Here is a 24085-nt window from a genome sequence, read left to right on the forward strand (position 1 = left end):
TTACCTATGTCTGCTTATATCCTTGTACAAGTTGATATCTATGATAATGAAGTTTATGAAGAATATAAAAAATTGACTCCTGATAGTCTGATTCCATACGGGGGTGAATTTGTAATTAGAGGTTTTCCGGTAGAAGCCATTGAGGGTGAGTGGAAGCATGATCGAATGGTTTTATTGAAATTTCCTGATAGACAAAAAGCCTTGGAATGGTACAATTCCGAGAATTATCAAAAAGCGAAGAAAATTAGGGAAAAAGGGTCTTCAGCTAACTTTTTTGTTGTCGGATAATTTTTTTGGCATTTTAATTGGTATGAAATACAAAAAATAAGATTCCAAATGAAAATTTGGTTTTAAGATTCGTCAAAAATTTATTCAATTATTTATCACCAAATCCAATTTTAATCAAATGAAAATGCAAAAAATTTACAAATGGTCAGCCTTTGCGGCTGTAATTTCATTTGGATTGTATTCCTGTTCCATAGATGAGGAGCAAGTAATGACAGTTCAAGATGAAGTAAGCGAACTTACAATTGAACGAGCATTTGCCAAATGGGATAAGCTTGATGAGGAAGCTGGCTTCCCGCTCAATTCAAGAAGAAAAACCGAATACAATTATTTTGAAGAAACTGATAATCAGTTATGGTTTGTTCCTGGTGATGGTTATGTTGGAGGTCCTGCACCTGGATTTTATCCTGGAGTTGGCACTGGAAAAGCCACAAAAATGGGTAAAATTTCTAGTTTTATAAATCAGTTTGCGACCTTTCAAAATAATGCATTGGTCACAGTTGGAGCTCCGGTAAGTATGTTTTTTACTAATGAACTCACTGCCCTTGGTATATCCAATATTTCTGACAATGTAAGTTCACTTTCTGCTGACGGAAAAGGTAATGCGATTTTCTATCAGAATATCTCTAACACTGTGACTCCAGTAAGCGAAACATTGTCTACCTTTTTGGCTGAGGTAAAGGTCATTGGCGGTACTGGGAAATTCAAAGGTGCAAAAGGAACTGGGGTAGTTCGTGGAAATTTTGACCCTACCTCAGGCACGGGATCATCTGTTACTTTGATCGATTTAAAATTGAAAGACAAAGATGATGATGATGACGAGGATGATGATGACGATGATGACAAAAAAGGAAAAGGAAAAAAGGGTAAGAGATAAAACCCTAATTTTCCTGAAATAGAAAAAGGCGCTTTCAGATTAACCTGAAAGCGCCTTTTTATTTAAAGAGATACTCCTCGCTTCCAAGGAATAAAATCAAAATTCCGTTTTTCTTCAGCTTTGGTTAATTTCTTTCCACTTGCTATTTCAATGATCAAATCCAGTAATTTTTCCGCCGCTGTCTCGATACTATCTTCTCCAGAAATTATTCCTCCTGTACTGAAATCAATTATATCTGGCATTCTTTCAGCTACTTTTGTGTTGGAGGAAACTTTGATGACTGGACAAATAGGGTTCCCTGTAGGTGTTCCTAATCCAGTGGTAAACAAAATTAAGTTTGCACCACTTCCTGCTAGTCCCGTTGTACTTTCTACGTCATTACCGGGCGTGCAGAGTAAATTTAATCCAGGTGTCTTAACGTACTCCGTGTAATCCAAGACATCTGTTACAGGTGCGGTTCCACCTTTCTTTGCCGCTCCACAGGATTTAATGGCATCAGTCAGCAAGCCATCTTTGATATTTCCTGGGCTAGGGTTCATATCAAACCCACTTCCCACACGTTTTGCGGCTGCATTATATGCCTCCATCAGGTGGACAAATTTCTCGGCAAGTTCAGGAGTAGTGCATCGATTGATCAAATTCTGTTCTGCTCCACAAAGTTCCGGAAATTCAGAGAGGATTGTGGTTCCTCCAAGTGCAACAATCCAATCAGATACTTGGCCCAGAGTCGGATTGGCCGATATTCCTGAAAAGCCATCTGACCCCCCGCATTCCAGGCCAATGACAAGTTTATCTAATGGCACGGGTCGTCTGACATATTCATTGGCTTTAATAAGTCCCTGAAAAGTCTCATGGATAGCCTTTGTGATTAATTGTTCAGTAGTGCCTTCTTGCTGCTGTTCACAGATGACAAGAGGTTTTTGTGAATTAAGGTTTTTGAGTTTCTCTTGTAGAATACTCACCTGAGCGTTTTGACATCCTAAACTCAAGACGGTAGCTCCTGCAACATTTGGGTGATGAATGTAACCTGCCAAAAGCGCACAAAGAGACTCTGCATCTTGGCGTGTTCCTCCGCACCCCATGGAATGGGTTAAAAATCGAATTCCGTCTAGGTTTTCGAAGATTTTAGATTTATGAGTATTCGAAGTACGCGAAACCGATTCCGTAAATTTTTGCTGTTTCCAGTCTTCTAACAAGCTTTTTATCTGGATTTCGTAAGGGTTTGGAATGGCAAAACCAAGGGCATTTTCAAAGGCTTCTTGAAGCAATTTTACATTTGTGTTTTCACAAAATACCATTGGTAAAACCAGCCAATAATTTGCTGTACCTACTTGACCATCAGGTCGTTGATAGCCTAGAAAAGTTCTATCTTTCCAATGTGTAATCGCTGGTGATTTCCAATTGTAAATCCCTGGTTCTAAGGTGTAGTTTTTGGTTTTGTGATGGATGTTTTCAAGCGTAATAGCTCCTCCTTTTTGAATCGCCTTGGTAGCTTCCCCTACAATGGTTCCATACATTAAAATCTCGTCACCCACCTTGAAATCTTGCAAAGCAAACTTGTGTTTTGCTAATACATGATCCTGAATATCAATAGATTGATTTTTTAAAATTACGGATTGCCCAGGTGATAAATCACTTAATGCAACTCCTACATTATCGTTTGGATCCAGGATGAGCGCTGTATTGTTCATTAGTTTTATTGCTTAACTTGGTCAAATTAGATAAAAAAGCATTCATGAAGAAAATCGTCACCCTCGGCGAAGTAATGCTGAGATTGTCGCCACCCGCAAATCAGCGTTTTATTCAAGCAAAAAGTTTGGATCTAGAGTTTGGAGGTTCAGAAGCAAATGTTGGAGCAACCTTGGCATTTTGGGGCCAAGATGTGGTCCACGTCACTGCGTTTCCAGAACACGAACTTGGTTGGTCTGCATCAGCAAGTTTGCGAAGAATAGGAATCGATACTCGATATATTCAATTTTCTCCCGGGCGATTAGGGGTCTACTTTTTGGAAAATGCAGCTGCTCATCGAAGCTCCCAGATTATTTATGATCGAGCGGATTCGGCTTTTGCGAATTTGAACCCGGATGTATTGGATTGGGATGAAATTTTGGGGGATGCAGCTTGGCTTCATTGGTCAGGTATTACTCCAGCTCTTTCAGCAAATTGTGCTGAGATTACGAGAAAAGCCCTCCGAAAAGCCAATGAAAAAGGAGTACGAGTGAGTGGCGATTTGAATTACCGGAGCAATCTCTGGAAATACGGGAAAGGTCCAGATCAAATCATGCCTGAATTAATGGATTTAACCCAGGTCATGATTGCGGGGGTTAGAGACTTTAATCAGTGCTTAAATCAATCTTTTGAGGACTTTGATTCGGTAAGAGATTTTGCATTTACAAATTTCCCAAAACTTACCCATTTGGTAAAGACAGACCGGGAATCAATCAATACTTCTCATAATCGAATGAGTGCTGGAATTTATACATCCACCGATCAGTATTTTTCAAAAAATTATGATTTGATTCCTATTGTTGATCGAGTGGGAACGGGAGACGCATTCGCAGGAGGTCTTATTTATGGATTACTTCATTCGAGTGAGCAGGAAGCTGTTGAACTCGGAATGGCTGCCTGCGCACTCAAACACAGTGTACCTGGAGATTTATTGCTTTCTAGTCTAGAAGAAGTTCAAGAACTGGCTCAAGGAAATTCAATAGGAAAAATTAAACGATAGATGAGAAACCCAAGCCCATTCATTCAGCGCATGCACGCCGGAGGCATGATGCCGATTTTCTTTCACCCAGATGAACAAGTATGTTTGGATCTTTTATTCTCAGCCTATGAAGGTGGAGTTCGTGTGATAGAAATGGTCAATCGTGGAAAAGAGGCCAAAGATATCTTCCCTAAAATAAGAGAGGCTGCAGACCGGATGCCTGGATTATATCTTGGGATCGGTACGATTTATCACCCGCATGAGGCGGAGGAATTTATTGATATGGGAGCAGAGTTTGTTGTTGCTCCCGTGATGAACCCAAAGTTGGGAGAATACTGCTCCAAAGTTGAGGTGCCATGGATACCGGGATGCGGAACCGTTTCCGAAGTTTTTTTCGCTCAGCAGCTTGGTTCAGAGTTAGTAAAAATCTATCCTGCCAATGTTTTGACGCCTGAATTTGTCCCTGCTGTTCATGCAGTATTACCCAAAATCGAAATTATTCCAACTGGAGGCGTAGAGCCTACTGCCGAAAGTTTGAAAATGTGGTTTGATGCCGGGGTACTATGTGTAGGAATGGGATCTCAGTTGTTCAAAAAAGATTTGATTCAAAGAAAAGCTTTTACTGAAATTCAGGAATCAGTGAAGCAAGCAATGGCAATCATTGAATCGATTAGATCCTCAAAATCATAACTCATGGCTAAAACTTCTTTCGGGATTTTTCTACTTGTCCTTCTCTCTTTCGCTGGATGCCAATCGGATTCCAAAGTGAGGATTATCAAGATGGGACATGCACAGGTGGTGGCTCATCCAGTCCACAATGCCATGGTGTTTTTCGCTCAAAAACTTGAAGAAAAATCCAAAGGTAAAATCAAAGTAAAAGTCTATCCTAATCAACAATTAGGAACTGAGCGGGAACTACTAGAACTCCTTCAAATTGGAAGTTTGGGAATGACCAAAGTTTCAGCAGCTTCTCTTGAAGCTTTCTCTCCTGAAATTTCAGTTTTGGGTTTGCCTTATTTATTTCGAGATGATGATCATATCGATAAAGTCTTAAATGGAGAAATTGGGGATCAATTACTGCTCAGTTCGGAGAAATTTTGGTTGCGAGGATTATGTTTTTACGATGCTGGCAAAAGAAGCTTTTACAGTAAAGACAAACCGATTGAATCTCCTGAAGATCTGAAAGGACTGAAAATTCGGGTTCAAGAATCCAAAATGGCTATCAATATGATCCGGGGAATGGGAGGCTCTCCAACTCCTGTTGCATACGGAGAATTATACACCGCCTTGCAGCAAGGAATTGTGGATGCTGCGGAAAATAATCCTCCAAGTTTTTATAATTCCAGACATTATGAAGTGTGTAAATACTACACCATTGATGAACATACCGTGGTTCCTGATGTGGTTTTAGTGAGTACGAAGGTTTGGGAGCAATTGAGTCCTGAGGAGCAACAATGGATGCAAGAAGCTGCCGATGAGTCTGCGGTATTTCAAGCTAAACTTTGGAAAGAATCTGTAGAAGAATCGATGCGAGAAGTAGAAAAAGCAGGCGTGGTCATTACTTATCCTTCCAAAGAACCTTTTGCAGAAGGTGTAAAGTCAGTGTATGAATTGGTGATGCAAGAAAATCCTGCGCTGGTTCCTTTGATTGAAAAAATAAAAAACACGCACTAAATGAAAATTAAACTCATTTTGGATAAAGCCATCAGTGTTCTTATTGCTGTGTTGATGGCTTTGATGGTAGCGAATGTGACTTGGCAAGTTTTTTCCAGATATGTACTTGGTGATCCAAGTTCTTTCACAGACGAACTTTCCAGATATATGATGGTTTGGTTGGGTTTGGCAGGTGCAGCCTATGTTTCAGGGAAAAATGGTCATTTAGCTATTGATATTCTTCCAGAACGTTTACACGGAAAAAATCTCTTAGCCTTACAGTTAGTGATTCATGGGTTTGTGATTTTTTTCGGTTTGGTCATTATGATTTGGGGTGGGGGAAATTTGGTGTATGTCACCGAAATTCTACAGCAAAAATCAGCCACTCTCAGAATTCCACTTTCATGGATTTATGCTATAGTTCCCATATCTGGGATCATGGTGGTGTATTATCATCTGTTTCACATGGTTCAATTACTCAAAAATCAATCTTAAGCTATGGAATGGATTAGCATCGCCATTTTGGTACTCAGTTTCGTGACCCTGTTAGTTCTTGGAGTTCCTGTTGCTTGGAGTTTAGGACTGTCTAGTTTTTTCACTTTGATCATCACAATTTCGGCACTACCTGCAGCCACAACTATTGCACAGCGAATGGCTACAGGCTTGGATAGTTTTGCACTCTTGGCAATTCCGTTTTTTGTTCTAGCTGGTGAAATAATGAATCGAGGAGGTATAGCAAATCGCTTGATTGATTTTGCAAAAGGATTGACAGGAAGACTTCCTGGAGGGTTACTTTATGTCAATATTATTGCTGCAATGTTATTTGGAGCAATTGCCGGCTCTGCTGCTGCCGCTGCATCTGCTATTGGTAGTATCCTTGGAAAGCGAATGGATGAAGAAGGGTATCCAAAAACTTTAGGAGCCTCAGTAAACATTACTTCTTCGACTACTGGATTGATCATTCCTCCTTCCAATGTATTGATTATCTATTCCTTAGCCAGTGGTGGCGTTTCAATTGCCGCCTTGTTTGTGGCAGGTTATTTACCAGGTTTGTTATTAGGCTTGATCTTGATGGCTTGTGCTGCCATTTTTATTAAAAAGGAAAAATTGGCTCCTGGAGAAAGAGTCAGCTTTAATGAATTGGGCAGAGCTTTTTGGAAGGCTGTCCCAAGTTTATTTCTGCTCTTTGTCGTTATCGGGGGAATCGTAGGTGGAATTTTTACCGCTACGGAAGCATCTGCAATCGCGGTAGTATACACCCTGGTCTTGTCATTCGCTTATCGGGAACTGAAACTTTCAGAATTACCTGGCATCTTGATCAGAGCCTCAGAGACGACTGCGGTTGTCTTGTTGCTAATTGGAACTTCCATGAGTATGTCTTGGGTCATGTCGGCTGAAGATATACCTCAAATGATCAGTGAGTTTATGCTTACCGTGAGTGATAATAAATGGGTGATTTTGATCTTGATTAACTTGATTTTGCTTGGAGTTGGGATTTTCATGGATATCACTCCGGCTGTTTTGATCTTTACCCCAATATTCTTACCAGTGGTCACAAAGGTAGGAGTGGACCCTGTCCATTTTGGAATAATGATGGTTCTTAACCTTTGTATTGGCTTGTGTACCCCTCCTGTAGGTTCACTCCTTTTTGTTGGGGTCAGTATTGCTAAACTTTCCTTAACTCAAATCATCAGGCCTTTACTGCCATTTTTCTTAGCAATGATTTTAGCGCTAAGCCTAATCATGATATTCCCAGAAATTACTTTAGTCTTACCGAGACTATTTGATTTACTCTAAAAAAAGAAACCCCGAGATTTAATCGGGGTTTCTTTTTATAAATCTGGTTGAGGAGTAGTTCTTAGATAGGGTTTGATAACTTGATGGCCCTTAGGGAATTTGGCTGGAATATCTTCCGTTTTAATAGAGGGTGATACGATGACATCTTCACCTTTTTTCCAATTGGCAGGAGTAGCTACCGAGTAGTGAGCTGTTAATTGAAGTGAGTCAATGACCCGTAATAATTCATCAAAATTTCTTCCTGTACTGGCAGGATAAGTGATCATTAATTTGATTCGTTTATCAGGCCCGATTACAAATACGGATCGAACAGTAAAATTTTCACTGGCATTGGGATGAATCATGTCATAAATCGTGGAAACAACTCGATCCTCATCAGCGATGATTGGAAAGTTTACTTCTGTATTTTGAGTTTCGTTGATGTCACCAATCCATCCTTTATGGTTTTCTAATCCATCAACACTCAGAGCCAATACTTTCACATTTCGTTTTTCAAATTCATTTCTTAACCGAGCGACTGCACCCAGTTCGGTAGTGCAAACTGGAGTATAGTCCGCTGGATGGGAAAATAACACCCCCCAACTATCTCCTAAAAATTCATAAAAATTGATCGTTCCTTGTGAACTTTCAGCTGTAAAGTCAGGTGCAAAATCTCCTAATCGTAATGACATAGTATCAAATATTTAAAGTCTATAGATTTTGTAGGTAAATATAGAGATTGTTACGAATCAAAAAAGAAAGGGTTTAAAAAAGAATGAATTAGAAAGAACAGATGTCGAAAATGAAACTTCCTTAGGGGATATTTATTTTTAAGATTAGATCAATCTGTTCTTTCAACTTTATCGTAAATCCTAAGAAAAAATGAAAACCTACTACAATCCAGAAGACCTTAAAAAGTTTGGTAAGATCACTGACCTTCAAAAAAGCATGGGTGATAAATTTTTCGCCTATTATGCGGAAGTATTCAAAGAGGGAGCACTCACAGAAAGAGAGAAATCATTAATTGCACTTGCTGTGGCTCATGCCATTCAATGTCCCTATTGCATAGATGCTTATACTTCCGATAGTCTTGAAAAAGGCTGCGATGAAGAACAAATGATGGAGGCTGTTCACGTTGCAGCTGCGATTAGAGGTGGTGCATCTTTAGTTCATTCAACTCAGATGATGAATAAAATCAATGAATTATCCATGTAATGAAGTCATTAAAAGCTCAATTACATCCGCTTTCAGAATCAAGTCAGGAATTGAAAGTCCTGACTGATCAAGTTCCTGCCGAGAAAAATTTTGAATATCATTTGAGGGGAATGAATCTTTTTCCCCTCAAACCTACCCAATTGGAAATTTTCCAAATCAACTTGGGAAAAATGTGCAATCAAGTTTGTAAGCATTGCCATGTAGATGCGGGCCCTGACCGAAAGGAAATTATGGACTGGGAGACGATGGAACTTTGCTTGGCAATTATTGAATCCGAAAAGGGTCTTCATACAGTGGATTTAACGGGAGGTGCTCCTGAAATGAATCCTCATTTTAGACGTCTTGTTACTGAAATTAGGGAAATCAGACCGGAGATAGCAATCCTGGTCCGTTGTAATTTGACCATTATCCTAGCCAATCCTAAATTCCATGACTTACCGAAATTCTTTAAAGAAAATAGGGTAGAAGTCATTTCATCTTTACCTTATTTTACTGCCAATCGAACCGATTCCCAAAGAGGGGAGGGCGTATTTGATAAATCTATTCAGGCCCTTCAACTCCTTAATGCAGAAGGATATGGAATGGAAAATTCAGGATTGAAATTAAATTTGGTATATAATCCTGCCGGAGCATTTTTGCCTGGATCACAATCTGAATTAGAAGCCGAGTTTAAAAAGAAACTTCGAGATCGATTTCAAGTAGAATTCAATCAATTGTTTACCATCACCAACCTTCCGATTTCAAGATTTTTGGAATACTTACTTCGTTCGGAAAATTTTGAATCGTACATGGAAAAATTGATTTCGGCATTTAATCCTGCTGCTGCTTTGGGGGTGATGTGTCGAAATACCCTTTCCATTGGTTGGGATGGGTATTTGTATGATTGTGATTTTAATCAAATGTTAGATTTAAAATTAGAATCCTCTTGCAAGCATGTAAGTGATTGGAATAATCTGGCATTAAAAGATCGATCAATAGTCGTAAATAACCATTGTTTTGGCTGTACTGCAGGTGCGGGATCAAGCTGTGGAGGAGCAACAACTTAGTTATGAAAAGTGCCTTAATCGTTTTTCAAAAAAATCCTGTTTTGAGAAAAGTCAAAACTCGATTAGCCAATAAAATTGGGGATGAAGCGGCTTTAAAAGTGTATGAGGCCTTAGTGGAAATCACCAACCAATCGGTGAAAAATTGTAGGGCAGATTCCTTTATTTTCTTTTCGGACTTTATCCCTAATCTGCCCCCAAATACATCGAATCAATTCAGAATCCAATCAGGCGCAGATTTAGGGGAACGAATGAGAAATGCATTTCAAGAAGTCTTCGAAATGGGATATGATTCAATTTGTATCATAGGCTCAGATTGTCCTTTAATTTCCGGTGAGGTTTTGGATTTGGCCTTCAACCAACTTCACTCAAATGACGTGATTCTCGGACCTGCAAAGGATGGGGGATACTATTTGTTGGGTATGAAAAGACTGGTACCCGAACTTTTTGAAGGAATAAATTGGAGTACAGATGGAGTGCAGGCTGAAACTTTGGAAAAGGCACAAAATCTTTCACTTTCTGTTAGCAAATTGCCAGAATTCTACGACATTGACACCGTAGAGGATCTTTCCCTGTTTATCTCCCAATTTCCAGAGTATGCTTACCTTTCTCCATCCGACGGTCCAACTTTATAAAGCAAAGACCACCAATCATTTTAAAAATTCTATAAAATCCTTTTTTGTCCCTTCTAAAATCAGTCTTTGTGTTGGGTTGGTTTGTTGTTTTTTTATTCTGGTAGGTTCATTTCCCGCTAAGGCTCAGGAACCCTTAGCCAAGGAAGCACTGAAATACGAAATTGTAGTGTTGGGCCTGAAAATCGGTGATATGACAGCGGAGCGATTTTCAGGAAAAACAGATACGGTTCATTATGAGGTAAAAAGCCAGGTGAAATTCTGGTTTTTCGGAAGTGTGGATTTGAAATTTTCAACTGTCTCCAAGTTTCTTCAAGGCAGAATCGTTAAGACAAAATCTGAATCTAAAACCAATCGAGGAGATTATTTATCCAAAATCCTCTGGAAAGGAAATGAATATCAAGTCGATGCTGCTACTTACAAATATGAAAATGAAAAAAGCCTCAAAGGTCCACTAAGTTGGTGCAGCAATAAAATGTTCTTTCATGAGCCTAAATCAGGGGACATCTTCCTTTCGGAAGTTTATGGGACTGCTCAAAAAATCACTCAAATTGAACCCGGAGTTTATGAAATTACGGTCGAAGGGAATACAAATCGTTACTACTATAAATCCGGAATATTGGAAAAAATCGTACTTGAAAATCCAATAAAAAACTATCAAGTAAGACGAATTCAGTGAAAGAATCACTCCGTATTTCAGTAATTATTCCTGTTTTAAACGAGCAGGAAAATCTCAAGATTCTTATTCCCAGTATTCAGGAATTTGGGGGTAATTTCCTTCAAGATTTAATTGTAGTGGATGGAGGAAGTGTGGATCAAAGTATTCAAGTGGCTGAGAGTTTGGGAGCAACGGTTTATATTACAAAAGAGGCATCCAGAGCCCAACAAATGAACCTAGGAGCCCAATATGCTTCAGGAAATACCTTACTTTTTGTCCATGCCGATGTAAGAATGAATTCCTCTTTCGCTTTTGATATTCAAAAGGCCAGATTGAAAGGTTTTCGTGCAGGGTGTTTCCGGTATAAATTCGATTCTAGCAAGTTGATGCTGAAAATCAACAGTTGGGCAACCCGTTTTAATGGTCCTTTTTCTGGTGGAGGAGACCAAACTCTTTTTATTTCCAAACGATTTTTTGAGGATTTGGGAGGCTTTGATCCTCAATTCACTATCATGGAAGACTTTGATTTGGTACGAAGGATAAAAGGCAAGAGCAATTTTTATATCATTCCAAAATCCATTCTTGTTTCTGCTCGAAAGTATGAGCATAATTCATGGCTCAAAGTACAAGTGGCAAACTTGCTCGCTTTTTGGAATTTCAAACGAGGCACTTCTCCAACCGTGATTAAGGAAGCATACATTAAAAGTCTAAAGTCCTGAAATTAAGGCTTAATTTTTTCAGCAAGGTTTACGAGCCGATTCGCGTATCCTGATTCATTATCATACCAACCTACCACTTTCACCAGATTTCCTTTAGCTGATGTGAGCGCTTCATCTATGATGCAGGAGTTTGGGTTTCCGATAATATCCATGGATACAATCGGGTCTGCTTCTACTTGCAAATAGCCTTCTAAATCACCCTTTTCAGCATTTCTAAAAGCTAGATTCACTTCTTCTGTGCTTACATCCCTTGTCAATTCGATGATGAGGTCAGTCAATGAACCATCCGGAACGGGTACTCGCATTGCCGATGCTTCAATTTTTCCTGCGAGACCTGGAAGGATTCGATCCAAGGCTTTGCCAGCATTGGTCGTTGTAGGAATGATAGAATATGCTGCAGCCCTTGCTCTTCTTAAATCCCGATGGGGTGCATCGTGAAGATTTTGATCATTGGTGTAAGAATGAACAGTAGAGGCAAATCCCTTGATGATCCCAAATTCTTGCTCCAATACTTTAATCATAGGTGCGAGGCAGTTGGTAGTACACGAGGCGTTTGAAACAATTTTTTCCTCTCCGGTTAAGATAAAATCATTCACTCCCAATACGACCATGGGAATCGATTCATCCTGTGAGGGCGCAGATATGATGACTTTTTTTGCACCTGCTTTCAAATGTTTGGAAGCTCCATCCTTATCTGTAAATCTACCGGTGCATTCGATGACCAAATCTATTTCGAGCTCTTTCCAGGGTAATTCCTCTGGATTCGAAATAGAATAGAGGTGAACCATTTTTCCATCAACCCAAAGATCAGATCCTTGAAGTTGAATATCTGATTCAAACTTCCCATGAACGGAATCATATTTCAATAGATGAGCAACAGCTTCCTTTTCAGCCAAGTCGTTGATGGCAACCAGCTTTAATTCGGGATGTTGTAGAAGAAGTTTTGCAGTGTATCTACCAATTCTTCCAAATCCATTGATGGCGATTTTTGTCATAAGTTGAAAGGTCGTTGATTTCTTGTTTCAGTCACGAAATTATAGAATTCAAATCATACCTGTTTTGTTAAAATTTAATTGCTTTGATTCAGGTTATTACCTGTTTTTCCAAAGAAATTTTGGTGGGGCTTTTTGCTTTATAAATTCAACCCTCTATATTTGCACAACCTTTTGAAAAAGCAAGTTTTTCAATCCAAAATGGTCCGTTCGTCTAGGGGTTAGGACGTATCCCTTTCACGGATAAAACACGGGTTCGATTCCCGTACGGACTACTTAACTTATTGTCAATCTGAATATTGCAGTGCATTATTCAGATTCCCCTTCCGGTCCGTTCGTCTAGGGGTTAGGACGTATCCCTTTCACGGATAAAACACGGGTTCGATTCCCGTACGGACTACTAAGCATAACTTAATCGTTGTGCTTTTATTATTTTTGTTTTATGGTTGTTAGTGGTTAAAGTGAACAAAATCCCAGCTTCTGGCTGGGATTTTTGTTTATATCTGTTTTATATCAGCGGTAAAAAAACTAAAACCCATTTTTTTTAATTTTTGGGGTTAAATAGTTTTTACATGTACAAACCAAACTTCAAACCTATTCTTCTTGGCACTTTTGTGTTTTCTACTTTAACTGCGATTTATTCGTGTAAAGAGTCAGAACCAGTCGATTTAGAAATCCTTACGCTAACTCCTGAAGAAATAGCTCCCCAAGCAGAAGCAGCCAGAAATTCAATTAGTCCTGTATTGGCAGAAGGTCTTAAAATGGACTTATGGGCAGTTGATTCTTTGGTGAAAGATCCGATCTCTATTCAAGCCTACGATGACGGTTCTATTTATTATACCCGATCCCCTCGAAGGAATAATTCTGAGTTTGATATCAGAGGCCATCAATCTTGGGAAATTAGGTCTATTGCGCTTCAAACTATTGAGGATAAGCGAAATTTTCTACGCACAGAGCTTTCACCTGAACGATCTTCTGAGAATACTTGGCTAAAAGATCTCAATGGTGATGGTTCCAATGACTGGAGGGATATGACCATCGAGCGAAATCACATTTACCAACTCAAAGACACCGATGGCGATGGGTTGGCTGATTGGTCTCAACGCCAGGTCAACGATTTTTATGATGAGGTGGTGGATGTGGCAGGAGGTCTGATGAAAACAGAAGATGCACTTTATGTAGCTGCAGGCCCGGATATGTGGAGATTGATGGATAAAAATGGCGATGGAATCATGGATGAAAAGCAATCTATGTCCTATGGCTATGGCATTCATATCGGTTTTGGAGGTCACGGGATGTCCGGTGTAGAAATGGGACCCGATGGACGGATTTATTGGGGAATAGGAGACATCGGATTCAATGGAAAGGGAGATGATGGTACTGAATATAAATATCCAAATCGTGGGGTAATTGCTCGGTCAAACCCGGATGGAAGTGATTTTGAGATATTCGCAATGGGAGTTCGAAATACCCATGAATTTGTTTTTGATCAGTATACCAATTTGATTTCAGTAGATAATGACGGTGATCATGCTGGAGAAAAAGAAAGGCTAGTTTACTTGACTAGAGGATCCGATTCTGGATGGAGAATCAACTGGCAGTTTGGGAAATATCGAGATCCTGATAATAATACCTACAAGGTGTGGATGGATGAGAAATTGTTTCTTCCTCGTTGGGAAGGTCAAGCAGCATACATTACACCTCCATTGATGAATTATGTCAGTGGTCCAACAGGGATGGTTTTTAACCCTGGAGCAGGATTGGGGCCTAGGTGGAAAGATCATTTTTTTGTTGTGGAATTTGTGGGAAGTGCGGCTTCCTCCGGTATCCATGCTTTTCAGCTTCAGCCCAAAGGAGCTTCTTTTGAATTAACCAAAACCGAGAAAATTGTTGGTAGCTTTTTGCCAACCGGGATTGATTTTGGACCTGATGGAGCTCTCTATATGGCGGATTGGGTAAATGGCTGGGATGATAAAAATTACGGAAGAATCTGGAAATTGACTGACGAAACTGCTAAAGGTTGGGAATTGCAAAAACAAACTACAGCGGAAATTAAAGCTGATTATAAAAAGCTTTCGGAGGCAGAATTAAAATCCAAGTTGTATTTTGAAGACATGCGTGTTCGACGCAAAGCTCAATTTGAGCTGGCCAAGCGTGGAGAAAAAGGAGCTAAAGTTTTTGAAGAAGTGATCAAAGACCGAAGTAATTCCATCGCTCGAGTACATGGGATTGTGGGTTTAACCCAACTTTCTCGAATGGATAAAAAAGAATATGCTGACGCAATTGTTCCCTTATTGAAGGATGAAGATTCGGAAATAGCGGCCCAAGCTGCAAAATGGCTTGGGGATATTCGATATTCTAAAGCGAATAATGTCCTCATTGAAAATTTAACTCATTCCAATGCGAGGGTTCAGTTTTTTAGTGCCGAAGCTTTGGGAAGAGCAAAGGCAAAAGAGGCTATTCAACCTTTGATTTCATTATTGGAAGTCAATAATGACGAAGATGCGTATTTGAGACATGGGGTAACCTATGCCCTTTCTCAAATTGGTGAGGTTGCCCCTTTGGCAGCACTTTCTTCTCATCCTTCCAAAGCCGTTCGATTGGGAGCGGTGCTTGCGCTTCGAAGACTGGAATCTCCAGAGTTGGCGAAATTTCTTCAGGATTCTGATGAATATATCGTAACTGAAACCGCACGAGCTATTCATGATGATTTCTCTGTTGAAGCAGCTTTGCCTGCTTTGGGGGCAATTTTGTCAACGACCACTTTTAGAAATGAACCTTTGATCAGAAGAGTGATCAGTGCCAATCAGCGCGTTGGAAAGGAAGAAAATTTAAATCAAGTATTGGCCTTCTTAGGAAAACCTGATATCCCCGTAGCTCTAAGAATGGAGGCGTTGGCCACTTTAGGAACATGGGCTAAACCTAGTTTGGTTGACCGTGTGGATGGCCGATTTAGAGGGGAAGTAAAAAGAGATCCAAGTTTGATTCGAGAAAAAGTGAAACCTGTCTTAATTTCTTCGGCTGCTGATCGGATAGAACAAGTTCGGATCGAAGCGATAAAGGCAATTGGTAAATTGGAAATTTCAGAGACTGCGGATTTACTTCTTGCAAAAATGAAGTCTGATCCCTCAGACCAAGTTAAAATTTCAGCCCTCAATGCCTTGGTCGCGATGAATACCTCTAATCTTGGAGAAGCTATTTCATTGGCAATGTCAGACAACAACCAATCGGTCCGGGTAGAAGGTCTTGTTTTGCTCTCCCAGACAGCAATTCCTAACGATCAGAAAGTTTCACTATTGATAGATATCATTCAAAAGAGAACCATCCCTGAAAAGCAAACAGCGCTAACGACCTTGGCCAGTTTGGAAGGAGCCAAAGACCTTCCAGTGTGGAAATCAATTTTGGCAGATTTTGACAAAGGTAAATTGCCTGAAGGAACTTGGATTGAATTGGAAGAAGCGATCACCAATACGGGTTCTGAATCTTTAAAGACAGAATTCACGGCCCTATTAGACCAAAAAGCTGGAGGTGAAGAGTGGAAAAAATTTGCAGGCGCTCTTGCTGAAGGTAATTCCAGAAGAGGTCGGACCATTTTCTTTGAAAATCAGACGGCTCAATGTATTCGTTGTCATGCTTACGATGATATGGGAGGAAATGCAGGTCCGGCTTTGGATAATATTGGTAATGTGCTTTCCAGAGAGCAATTGTTAATGGCATTGGTTGAGCCAAGTAAGCGTTTAGCCCCTGGTTTTGGTACTATTTCAATTGAAACTAACGCTGGTGAAAAAATTACAGGGCTATTAATGGAGGAAAGCAAAGATGCACTTCGCGTCAAACTTGGATCAGGTGAACAGGAAATCCTTCGAAAGGATATCAAAACCTCCCAATTGGCTCCTTCAAGTATGCCACCTATGGGGACACTTTTGAGTAAACGAGAAATTCGAGATTTAGTTAGCTACTTGTCCAACTTGAGGAAATCTGAATGAGAAAGTTTTTGATCGTCTCTTTGGGGATTATTCTAATGATCTTCTTGCTTGCTCCTTGGGCATTGATCCAATATGGCCGAGGAAAGTTGCATGATTTGAGTATTCCTCAACGAGACTTTCTCCTTGCTCAATCGACATCTAAAAAAGTACTCGCAATTTTTCCTCACCCCGACGACGAAGTGACTGTGTCTGGAACAATTTTGGGGTTGAAAGAACTTGGGCATGAGGTCAAACTGATTTGCCTAACTCGAGGTGAAAAGGGGAAATCCTCAGGGATTGAGGACGAGATTCAACTAGCCAGGCAAAGAACCCTAGAAATGCAAAATGCCGCTGCAATTTTGGGTGTAGATAGTTTGATTTTGTTGGATTATCCAGACAGTGGCTTAAGCGGCATTGGATTAGATTCACTCAAGAAAATCGTGAAGCAGTTAATCTCCGAAATCAAGCCACATGTTCTTCTTTCATATGATTCCAAAGTGGGACTCTATGGCCATTCCGATCATCGATTGACAGGATTAGCTGTTCAAGAGGTGTTTTTAGAAAATAAAGGGACTTTGGACTTTACACCTTCTGAGATGTATCAAGTTACCCTGTGTAAAAATCAAATCGATGTAGCTTTGCAGCTTTCCTCAGGTTTCCAGCGAAATTATCCGGAAAACCCTGCTGATGGTCTTCCTCAGCCTGATTTTTCGGTAGTTACTCAGCCGTATTTCAAAACGGTACTAAAAGTTATGAAAGCTCATGAATCACAACAAAAAGTGCTTCAAGATCTTATGCCTTTTCATGATCGAATCCCCTCCTGGATTTATTCACGAATATTTGATCGAGAGTATTTTGCTGAAGTCAAGTAAAAAAAAAAGGCCTGAATCATTTCAGGCCTTTTTGATTTAATTAAATCCTAATTTTTCGCGAATTCGCTCGAGAAGTGGAAGAGCAATTTTCCGTGCTTTTTCTTCTCCAGCCGAAAGTCTTCGCTCGACTTCGTCGGGATGATTCATGAAGTAATCGAAGGTTTCCCGCTCTTTTTTGAATTTATCCAAGATCAATTCCATAAATTCTTTCTTGGCATGTCCATATCCAAAATTTCCTGCCAGATACTTTTCGCGAAGAGCTTGAGTTTGTTCTGGTGTTGCTATCAATCGGTACAATTGAAATACATTACATGTATCTGGATCTTTAGGTTCTTCGAGTGGAGTGCTGTCAGTAATAATGCTATTGACATTCTTTTTGAGTTCCTTTTCTGGTAAGAAAATGTCAATGATGTTATTGTAAGACTTACTCATTTTTTGTCCGTCCGTACCAGGTATTGTCTTCACTTCTTCATTGATTCTTGCCTCAGGAAGAACCAATAGATCTTCTTCAATGATTCGGTTGAATGTCCCAGCAATATCTCTGGTCATTTCTAAATGCTGTAATTGATCTTTTCCTACAGGAACCAAATCCGCAGAATACAGTAGAATGTCTGCTGCCATCAAAACAGGATAAGTAAAAAGGCCTGCGTTTACATCCGCAAGTTTAGAAGCTTTGTCCTTAAAGCTATGCGCATTGGCAAGCATCGGGAAAGGCGTGATGCAGTTAAGATACCAAGTCAATTCGGTTACTTGGGGGATTCTGGATTGTCTGTAGAAAACAGTTTTTTCGATATCTAAGCCAAATGCCAACCAAGCAGCAGCAACAGCCAAGGTGTTTTGTTTGCGGATATCACCATCCTTTTGGGTAGTAAGGGAGTGAAAGTCAGCGATAAAGATGAATGACTCCTCTTCTTGATTTTGATGAATCAGTTCAATAGCCGGAATAATTGCTCCTAAAATGTTTCCCAGATGTGGTCTTCCTGAACTCTGAATACCGGTTAATACTCTTGCCATTTGCTCAATTTTGGCGCAAATTAAAGAAATCAACCTAGAATCAGGGGTAAATTATGCGTTAATTGCATCTATGAATTTCAAGGCCTTCATTCTGTTCACATCGATTATTTTGACTGCTTGGGTTTATTCTTCAAACCTAATCGCTCAAGAATTGCCGAAGTTGATTTGGAAAGTGAATCGAATTCAATTGGGTACAATCTTAGAAGAACAGGGTTTTCAATCTGCCACATTTGAATTTGTTTATAATTCTGATTCTGTTTCTTGGGTGGAAGATGTTTGGTTTGAGTGCGGTTGTACTACTGCTGAATATACCCAAGATACCTTGCTTAAAGGCTCAGAAGGGAGAGTTCAGATTGAATTTGATCCCAGTTCCGGAGCTGGATATTTTTCAAGATTAATTGTAGTGAAAGGAAGCAATGCTTCCTTTCAGGATTCCCTATTTATCGAAGGAACCGTGATTCCATATCCTTCCAAGCCAGAAAATGCCTATTCTGTAAAACTAGGTTCTTTGGGTTTTCGCCTTCGCAAAATCAATATGGGAGATGTGATGGACAATGAACCCAAGGTGAAATTTGTGGAATTTTTCAATTTTGGTAATCAGTTACTAAAGGAGGAAATGAAGTTTTACGCTTCTGATTACATCCAAATAGAACAAGTTCAGCCTTTGGTGAGATCTAATGAGCGGGGTTTGTTTAAAATCACTTTTGATGGACAGGTCAAAAAAGAATTGGGCTATATCGAGGAAGAGGTTCAAATTTCTTGGGAGAATCAAGATTCTACCGTTGTTTCCTTAGGACTAATTGCCAATTTGTTTGAATATTACCCTCCCATATCAAAAGAGGAACTTAATCAGGCTCCACAGCTTTTGATTAAAAATAAAGAAGTGAACCTCGGAGAAATCAGTGATAAATCTGTCGTAAGAAAAACAGTGACTTTATCGAATCCGGGAAGGAAGCCACTTGAGATCAAAAAAATCCAAGGGAATTGCGATTGCTTACTGATTGAAGCTCCCAAAAATGTGCTAGCTCCTGGTGAATCCATGGAGCTTACCTTGGTTTTTGATCCTGTGGGAAGAAAAGGGATCGATCAACGGAATATTTATCTCTTTAGCAATGATCCGGTAAATCCGGTGCAGTTGATAGTCCTGAAAAGTCGAATTGAATAATTAAGTTTGAATATAGAACGGGCCTCTAAATCCGATTCATAATGAAATTTTCAAAATACATTTTCGCTTTATTTTTTGTTTTTCTCTTGCTCGAAGGAGCAGTTTTCGCGCAAGGGAATTTTCGAATACTCCCATATCTCCAAGTCAACCAAAATCAGATACAAATCCGATGGTTTGCGAGCAGTAATTATTCTTCTTCGATAGTCCTTAAAGATGCGCAAGGGAATCAGTTGATCAGTAATCAAGTTAATGGGGTAGAAGTTTCCAATTTGTACTACACGCAAGCTGAAAAAAATCAAACCATCGTTGGCTTGGAAGGAGTGAATTGGATTGGTGGGGATAAATATTTTAAATACGAAAAGGTTTACACACTTCCGGCTAATCAGACTTTTTTGTATTCCGTTACTATGAATGGAGAGACTTATTCTTCCTCTTTCCATACCGCTCCTGATTCACAAGATTGGGAGTCTATTCGATTTATCGCACTTTCAGATTCAGAGACAGAACCAAGAGGAAGAGTTACCAATCGGGCTTGGTATCCTGGTGATCCATTTCCTAGACTTTATCCTGTGCCTTCAGGATGGAAAAATGCCTTTGGATCTACCACCGAACAAGGGATTGAACTTCCGAATTACCTGCTCTCGGAGAAGGATGGATTTGCAGAAAATCTAAAGATTTTGAAATCTAGAAATCCTGATTTTGTTCTGATGCCAGGAGACTTGGTGCAAGGCGGGGGCTATATGCCGGGTTGGGATGAGTTTTGGAGGCATACCGCAGGGGAGTTTGACCAAGTATTTGACAAATATCCGATCATTCCATCGATCGGTAATTGGGAAACTTTCGGAGCATTAAATGGTGGATATGGGACCAATGAAAGGGGAGATTTCAATCCTTTGCTAGGCAGATCTAGATTTCACACTTTTTTTGAATTTCCTACTACTGATCCTGATCAGAAGCATCGACAAAGCTACTATCGGACAGATTATGGTCCGATAACAATTTTAACCTTGGACTCTTCCAACGGCACGCCTGAGCAATCTCGATCGGACTTTCCTGCCGACCAGAAACTAACAGGTACAACTTTCACAGACATCGGAACGGACACCCAAGAGAATTTCACCCAATCCCAATACGAACAAGCTGGGGGAACTGATTTGTCTGGATTTGGTCCAGGGACTCCACAGTATACTTGGTTGGAGAAAAATCTGATCAAAGCCAAGGAGGAGGGTAGATTGATCTTTGTACAGTTTCATCACATTCCTTACAGCTCTGGGGAACATGGTATTCCAATTAATCATGAACTCGCAACAGGTCAGGAGGGACTTCCTCTTCGAGTGCTTCATCCCTTGCTTGAGGAATACGGTGTAATCGCTGTTTTTGCAGGCCATGATGAGCTTTTTGAGCGAAGTTTTGTGGATGAAGATTCAGATGGCAAAGGGGTGCACTATTACGATGTGGGTGTAGCAGGCGATGGAATGCGTGGGGTCAAAAGAGATTGGTACAATAACCCTTTAAATCCTCTCGGATTTAATACCTATTCCCAATGGGTAGCTGACCTTGATTCCAAAGAAGAATGGGATAATTCTAGTGCAAATCCAGTTTTGCTGGATGGTGGAAAGCACTACGGACACTTGGAAGTCAATCTTAAAAAGATTCAAGATGGAGGCAAAACCTACGCACAGATAGATTTTGAGCCTGTTTATTCATTTCCAGTGATGAATAATCAATACCAACTTCAACGAGTTGAAAGAAGGGTTTACAATGATCCTGTTCGGATTTTAGTTGAATTGACAACTACGGCTGATCCTGTGATTGAGCCTGATTTCAAAAGTTCATTTCAAGTAGCCCTCAATTCGGAAGGTTTTATAATTACGTCCGTTTCCAACTTTTTCAATACGGGGCCTCAAAATGATTGGGACATTACCTTGTCAAGAAGTGAGATTTTTAGCTGTTCTGATTTAGGGGTGCAACCCGTAACCGTTACCGTAAAAAATGGAACAGGTCAAGAATGGTCGCGAGTAGTTTCTGTAGTGGTTGTTGATGATTTGGCTCCTGACTTTGAAGCTACTGATGCCTATTTAGCTTTTGATAAAACAATTGGAGTGGTGAACCTTAGTCCTGATGATTTTTACATTCGGCAGGATTACATTTTTGAGAATTGTTTAGGAGCAGGAGGGGTTACCATAGATTTGGATAGAACCTCCATTTCATGCGCTGATTTTACAGAAGATCCAATTTTCGTAAAAATCACCGTCATTGACAAGTCAGGAAACTTCACAGTAAAAACCAGAAAAGTCTACCTCAATACGATTGAATCCAAAAAGGTGACTTTAACTGCATCGGGAGATTTGATTGAGGGAAAAACAGTTGAATTGAGTTTGGGTGATGAATTAGACTATGAGGTAGCTTATTGGAAACGTATCGCATCAATAGGATTGGAAACATTCCATGATTCTACTGCTAAAAGTATTCGTGTGGATCAAGCCGGCCAGTATGTAGCCGTTTTAAACTTGACAAATGGATGTCAAGTAGAATCTGAGTGGCTAGTGCTTGAATCAATTTCAGTAGCTTGGCCAGAAGTGAAATCCAATATCCAATTAGCCTTGGGGGAAAATGATCAAGCTGACCTGAATCCCGATGATGTATTTGCGACTTGGCCGGTAGAAGGAGTCTCTGTTTCGTTTTCAAAGTCAAGATTTGGCTGTGAAAATCTAGGCAGCAACCAAGTAACGGCTGTTTTGAGTCATCCAGATTGGGGACAAAAAGAGGAAACAATTACCCTTCAAATAGTCGATTTAACTAGCCCAATCTTAGTTGTTCAAACGCCTCAATTAACCTTGGATAGGATTCTTGGGGCTCTTCAAGTAGACGTAAGTGATTTTGTAAAGGAAATTTCAGACAATTGCGAAGTTTCGAGTTTAGAGATTAGCCCGACTCTAATTACTTGTGAGCAAATTGGAAAAGTAGTCGAATTTGAAATCACAGCAACTGATCCGAGTGGAAATACCACCAAAAAGCAAGTTTCGGTTTCAATTGAGGATACCCAGTCAAAAACTCTTTCTCTCAAGCCAATTCAATCAGGGCCTTATTATGCCGGAGAACTAGTAGAACTTCGGTTGGGTGAGGAACTTGATTTTGTTTTAGAAGGATGGTATAAAAACGGCCAAAAGATCGAAGGAGAAAAGGGGAATTCAATTTTGGTTGAGAATTCGGGGAGTTATTTCGCAAAGGTTTATCCTACTGATGCCTGTCTAATTTCTTCCGAAATCGTCGAAGTAAATTTTCAAGTGCCTGATTTTGGGGAAGTGTATACTGAAAAGGTTCTCAATTTGAATCAAAATGGGAAAGCGGATTTAGCGGTTTCAGAAGTATTCAAAACCTGGCCTTTGCCAACGGGCTTCACAGCTACCTTGAGTCAAAATCAATTTACTTGTGATGATTTAGGAGTAAATCAAGTCACTGTTTTGATCAAAAATGAAAAGGGAACCACTTGGGAGCGAACAGTTTCAGTACTCATTAAAGATCTTATCGCACCAGTACTTTCCGTCTCATCGAAAGAGGTATTTCTTGATGTAACCAAGGGTAGTTTGGAAATCCCTATCAATGATCTGATCGAAGCCGTTTCTGACAATTGTGGGATCAAGGAAATTAGTCCTGCAAAGGTGACATTTACCTGTGAGGATCTTGCTAAAACCAAATTGATCAAAGTGACTGCCATTGATTTCTCAGGAAATAAAACAGAGGTAAATGCAGAAGTCAGGGTTAGTCGAAAAGAGGAAGTGGCTCCAGTTTTAGAAGGTTCAACCTTGCTTTGCGAGGGAGAAGAGGGAGTGTTAGAAGTGGTCGCAGAGGGCCAATTTGAAGTGGTTGCTTGGAGAAGAAATGGGACTCCTATTCAAGGCCAAACCGGAAAAACCTTATCTATTTCAGAAGCAGGAGAATACCAAGCACTCATTCGTTATCAGGGAGCATGTCTCTCAGAGACTTCAAAGGTCGAGGTTATCGTCAATTCGAAACCTAGTGGAGAAATCCAAGTAGACGGAAATATTCTTCGAGCCCCAGAAGGATATCAATATCAATGGTATCGAAACGGGGAAAAGATGGAAGGAAAAACAAATCGAGTATTAACCGTGGACTCCATGGGTGAATACAAAGTTTTGATGACTTCAGAGGCAGGTTGCGAGGCATATTTGGCGCCAGTTACTTTAACCATTTCGGGATTGGCATTGCCTTGGACAAGTTTAGCGTCTGATTTGAAAATTTATCCTAATCCTGCCAAGCATAGCGCCGTAATTGAACTTGAAGCAGAGGCTGTTCCAGCTATTCAATGGTTAAAAATCTATTCTTCTTCAGGGAAAGAAGTAACAAGCTTGATGGAAATCACGTCCTTGGACCAAAGGAAATTTGAGTTAAGGTTTGGAGAAACAGCTCCAGGAGTTTATTTACTTACTTGGATTGATCCTTCGATGCGTCCTTATTTTGGCCGCTTGATTATTTTGAAATAAACATTTT

The 24085-nt window shown here is 40.0% G+C and carries 20 protein-coding genes and 2 tRNA genes; 18 read left to right on the top strand and 4 right to left on the bottom strand.

What is annotated here, in order from left to right; all coding sequences use genetic code 11:
* Positions 1-6: 6 nt before the first annotated feature.
* Positions 7-288, top strand: coding sequence for a DUF1330 domain-containing protein (locus AO498_RS10320; protein WP_067546991.1), 282 nt, complete (start codon positions 7-9; stop codon positions 286-288).
* 124 nt (positions 289-412) lie between these two features.
* On the top strand, positions 413-1162 hold the full coding sequence (locus AO498_RS10325) for a hypothetical protein (protein ID WP_148660221.1): 750 nt from the start codon (positions 413-415) through the stop codon (positions 1160-1162).
* Between the two features lie 62 nt (positions 1163-1224).
* On the opposite strand, the gene AO498_RS10330 is transcribed toward AO498_RS10325, so the two are convergent.
* Positions 1225-2853 carry a UxaA family hydrolase gene (locus AO498_RS10330; RefSeq protein WP_067546998.1) on the bottom strand — a complete coding sequence of 543 codons (1629 nt, stop codon included), beginning with the start codon at positions 2851-2853 and terminating at the stop codon, positions 1225-1227.
* A gap of 44 nt (positions 2854-2897) precedes the next feature.
* Between AO498_RS10330 and AO498_RS10335 the strand changes: the two genes are divergently transcribed.
* Genes AO498_RS10335 through AO498_RS10355 form a run of 5 tightly spaced genes read left to right on the top strand, consistent with a single transcriptional unit; the run spans position 2898 to position 7319 of the window.
* Entirely contained in the window at positions 2898-3890 is a 993-nt protein-coding gene (locus tag AO498_RS10335) for a sugar kinase (RefSeq protein WP_067550413.1), read from the top strand.
* Positions 3891-4559 (top strand): beta/alpha barrel domain-containing protein, encoded by a 669-nt coding sequence (locus AO498_RS10340; protein ID WP_067547001.1) that lies wholly within the window; start codon positions 3891-3893, stop codon positions 4557-4559. It abuts the gene before it with no gap.
* A 3-nt stretch (positions 4560-4562) separates the two neighbouring features.
* The gene (locus tag AO498_RS10345) at positions 4563-5543 is read left to right on the top strand and encodes a TRAP transporter substrate-binding protein (protein WP_067547004.1); all 981 of its coding nucleotides are present in this window, start codon (positions 4563-4565) and stop codon (positions 5541-5543) included.
* Positions 5544-6017, top strand: coding sequence for a TRAP transporter small permease (locus tag AO498_RS10350; protein WP_067547006.1), 474 nt, complete (start codon positions 5544-5546; stop codon positions 6015-6017).
* 3 nt (positions 6018-6020) lie between these two features.
* On the top strand, positions 6021-7319 hold the full coding sequence (locus AO498_RS10355; RefSeq protein ID WP_067547010.1) for a TRAP transporter large permease: 1299 nt from the start codon (positions 6021-6023) through the stop codon (positions 7317-7319).
* Positions 7320-7354: 35 nt separating this feature from the next.
* Here AO498_RS10355 and AO498_RS10360 read toward each other — a convergent pair whose 3' ends face one another.
* Complete coding sequence (locus tag AO498_RS10360; RefSeq protein WP_067547014.1) at positions 7355-7990, bottom strand: peroxiredoxin; 636 nt, start codon at positions 7988-7990, stop codon at positions 7355-7357.
* Between the two features lie 190 nt (positions 7991-8180).
* Here AO498_RS10360 and AO498_RS10365 point away from each other — a divergent pair, with 190 nt between their 5' ends.
* Genes AO498_RS10365 through AO498_RS10385 form a run of 5 tightly spaced genes read left to right on the top strand, consistent with a single transcriptional unit; the run spans position 8181 to position 11565 of the window.
* Positions 8181-8513: an arsenosugar biosynthesis-associated peroxidase-like protein gene (locus AO498_RS10365; protein ID WP_067547017.1), complete on the top strand. Its 333-nt coding sequence runs from the start codon at positions 8181-8183 to the stop codon at positions 8511-8513.
* Entirely contained in the window at positions 8513-9559 is a 1047-nt protein-coding gene (gene arsS, locus AO498_RS10370) for an arsenosugar biosynthesis radical SAM (seleno)protein ArsS (protein ID WP_067547020.1), read from the top strand. The genes AO498_RS10365 and arsS overlap by 1 nt, the downstream gene beginning before the upstream one ends.
* Before the next feature lie 2 nt (positions 9560-9561).
* A complete protein-coding gene (locus AO498_RS10375) occupies positions 9562-10191 on the top strand; it encodes a TIGR04282 family arsenosugar biosynthesis glycosyltransferase (RefSeq protein WP_067547022.1) in 630 nt (209 codons plus the stop codon).
* The gene (locus tag AO498_RS10380) at positions 10154-10867 is read left to right on the top strand and encodes a DUF6134 family protein (protein ID WP_067547025.1); all 714 of its coding nucleotides are present in this window, start codon (positions 10154-10156) and stop codon (positions 10865-10867) included. The genes AO498_RS10375 and AO498_RS10380 overlap by 38 nt, the downstream gene beginning before the upstream one ends.
* A complete protein-coding gene (locus tag AO498_RS10385; protein WP_067547028.1) occupies positions 10864-11565 on the top strand; it encodes a TIGR04283 family arsenosugar biosynthesis glycosyltransferase in 702 nt (233 codons plus the stop codon). Before AO498_RS10380 ends, AO498_RS10385 begins: the two co-directional genes overlap by 4 nt.
* 2 nt (positions 11566-11567) lie before the next feature.
* Here the strand turns inward: AO498_RS10385 and gap are convergent, their stop codons facing one another.
* Complete coding sequence (gene gap, locus AO498_RS10390) at positions 11568-12560, bottom strand: type I glyceraldehyde-3-phosphate dehydrogenase (RefSeq protein ID WP_067547031.1); 993 nt, start codon at positions 12558-12560, stop codon at positions 11568-11570.
* A gap of 200 nt (positions 12561-12760) precedes the next feature.
* Between gap and AO498_RS10395 the strand changes: the two genes are divergently transcribed.
* The 4 genes from AO498_RS10395 to AO498_RS10410 all read left to right on the top strand — a co-directional run bounded on the left by AO498_RS10395 (position 12761) and on the right by AO498_RS10410 (position 17394).
* Positions 12761-12832 (top strand) — tRNA-Glu (locus tag AO498_RS10395).
* 53 nt (positions 12833-12885) lie between these two features.
* Positions 12886-12957: transfer RNA gene (locus AO498_RS10400), tRNA-Glu, on the top strand.
* Positions 12958-13129: 172 nt separating this feature from the next.
* Positions 13130-16543, top strand: a complete 3414-nt coding sequence (locus tag AO498_RS10405) for a DUF7133 domain-containing protein (RefSeq protein WP_067547034.1) — start codon at positions 13130-13132, stop codon at positions 16541-16543.
* Positions 16540-17394: a PIG-L deacetylase family protein gene (locus AO498_RS10410; RefSeq protein WP_067547037.1), complete on the top strand. Its 855-nt coding sequence runs from the start codon at positions 16540-16542 to the stop codon at positions 17392-17394. Before AO498_RS10405 ends, AO498_RS10410 begins: the two co-directional genes overlap by 4 nt.
* 36 nt (positions 17395-17430) lie before the next feature.
* Here the strand turns inward: AO498_RS10410 and trpS are convergent, their stop codons facing one another.
* Positions 17431-18408 (bottom strand): tryptophan--tRNA ligase, encoded by a 978-nt coding sequence (trpS, locus tag AO498_RS10415; protein WP_067547040.1) that lies wholly within the window; start codon positions 18406-18408, stop codon positions 17431-17433.
* A gap of 10 nt (positions 18409-18418) precedes the next feature.
* On the opposite strand from trpS, the gene AO498_RS10420 reads away from it, so the two are divergent.
* Together AO498_RS10420 and AO498_RS17025 are read left to right on the top strand one after the other, a co-directional pair.
* Positions 18419-19573 (top strand): DUF1573 domain-containing protein, encoded by a 1155-nt coding sequence (locus AO498_RS10420; RefSeq protein WP_067547043.1) that lies wholly within the window; start codon positions 18419-18421, stop codon positions 19571-19573.
* A 41-nt stretch (positions 19574-19614) separates the two neighbouring features.
* The gene (locus AO498_RS17025; RefSeq protein ID WP_082792219.1) at positions 19615-24078 is read left to right on the top strand and encodes a metallophosphoesterase family protein; all 4464 of its coding nucleotides are present in this window, start codon (positions 19615-19617) and stop codon (positions 24076-24078) included.
* Positions 24079-24085 lie beyond the last annotated feature (7 nt).

The organism is Algoriphagus sanaruensis (assembly GCF_001593605.1).
GTDB lineage: Bacteria > Bacteroidota > Bacteroidia > Cytophagales > Cyclobacteriaceae > Algoriphagus > Algoriphagus sanaruensis.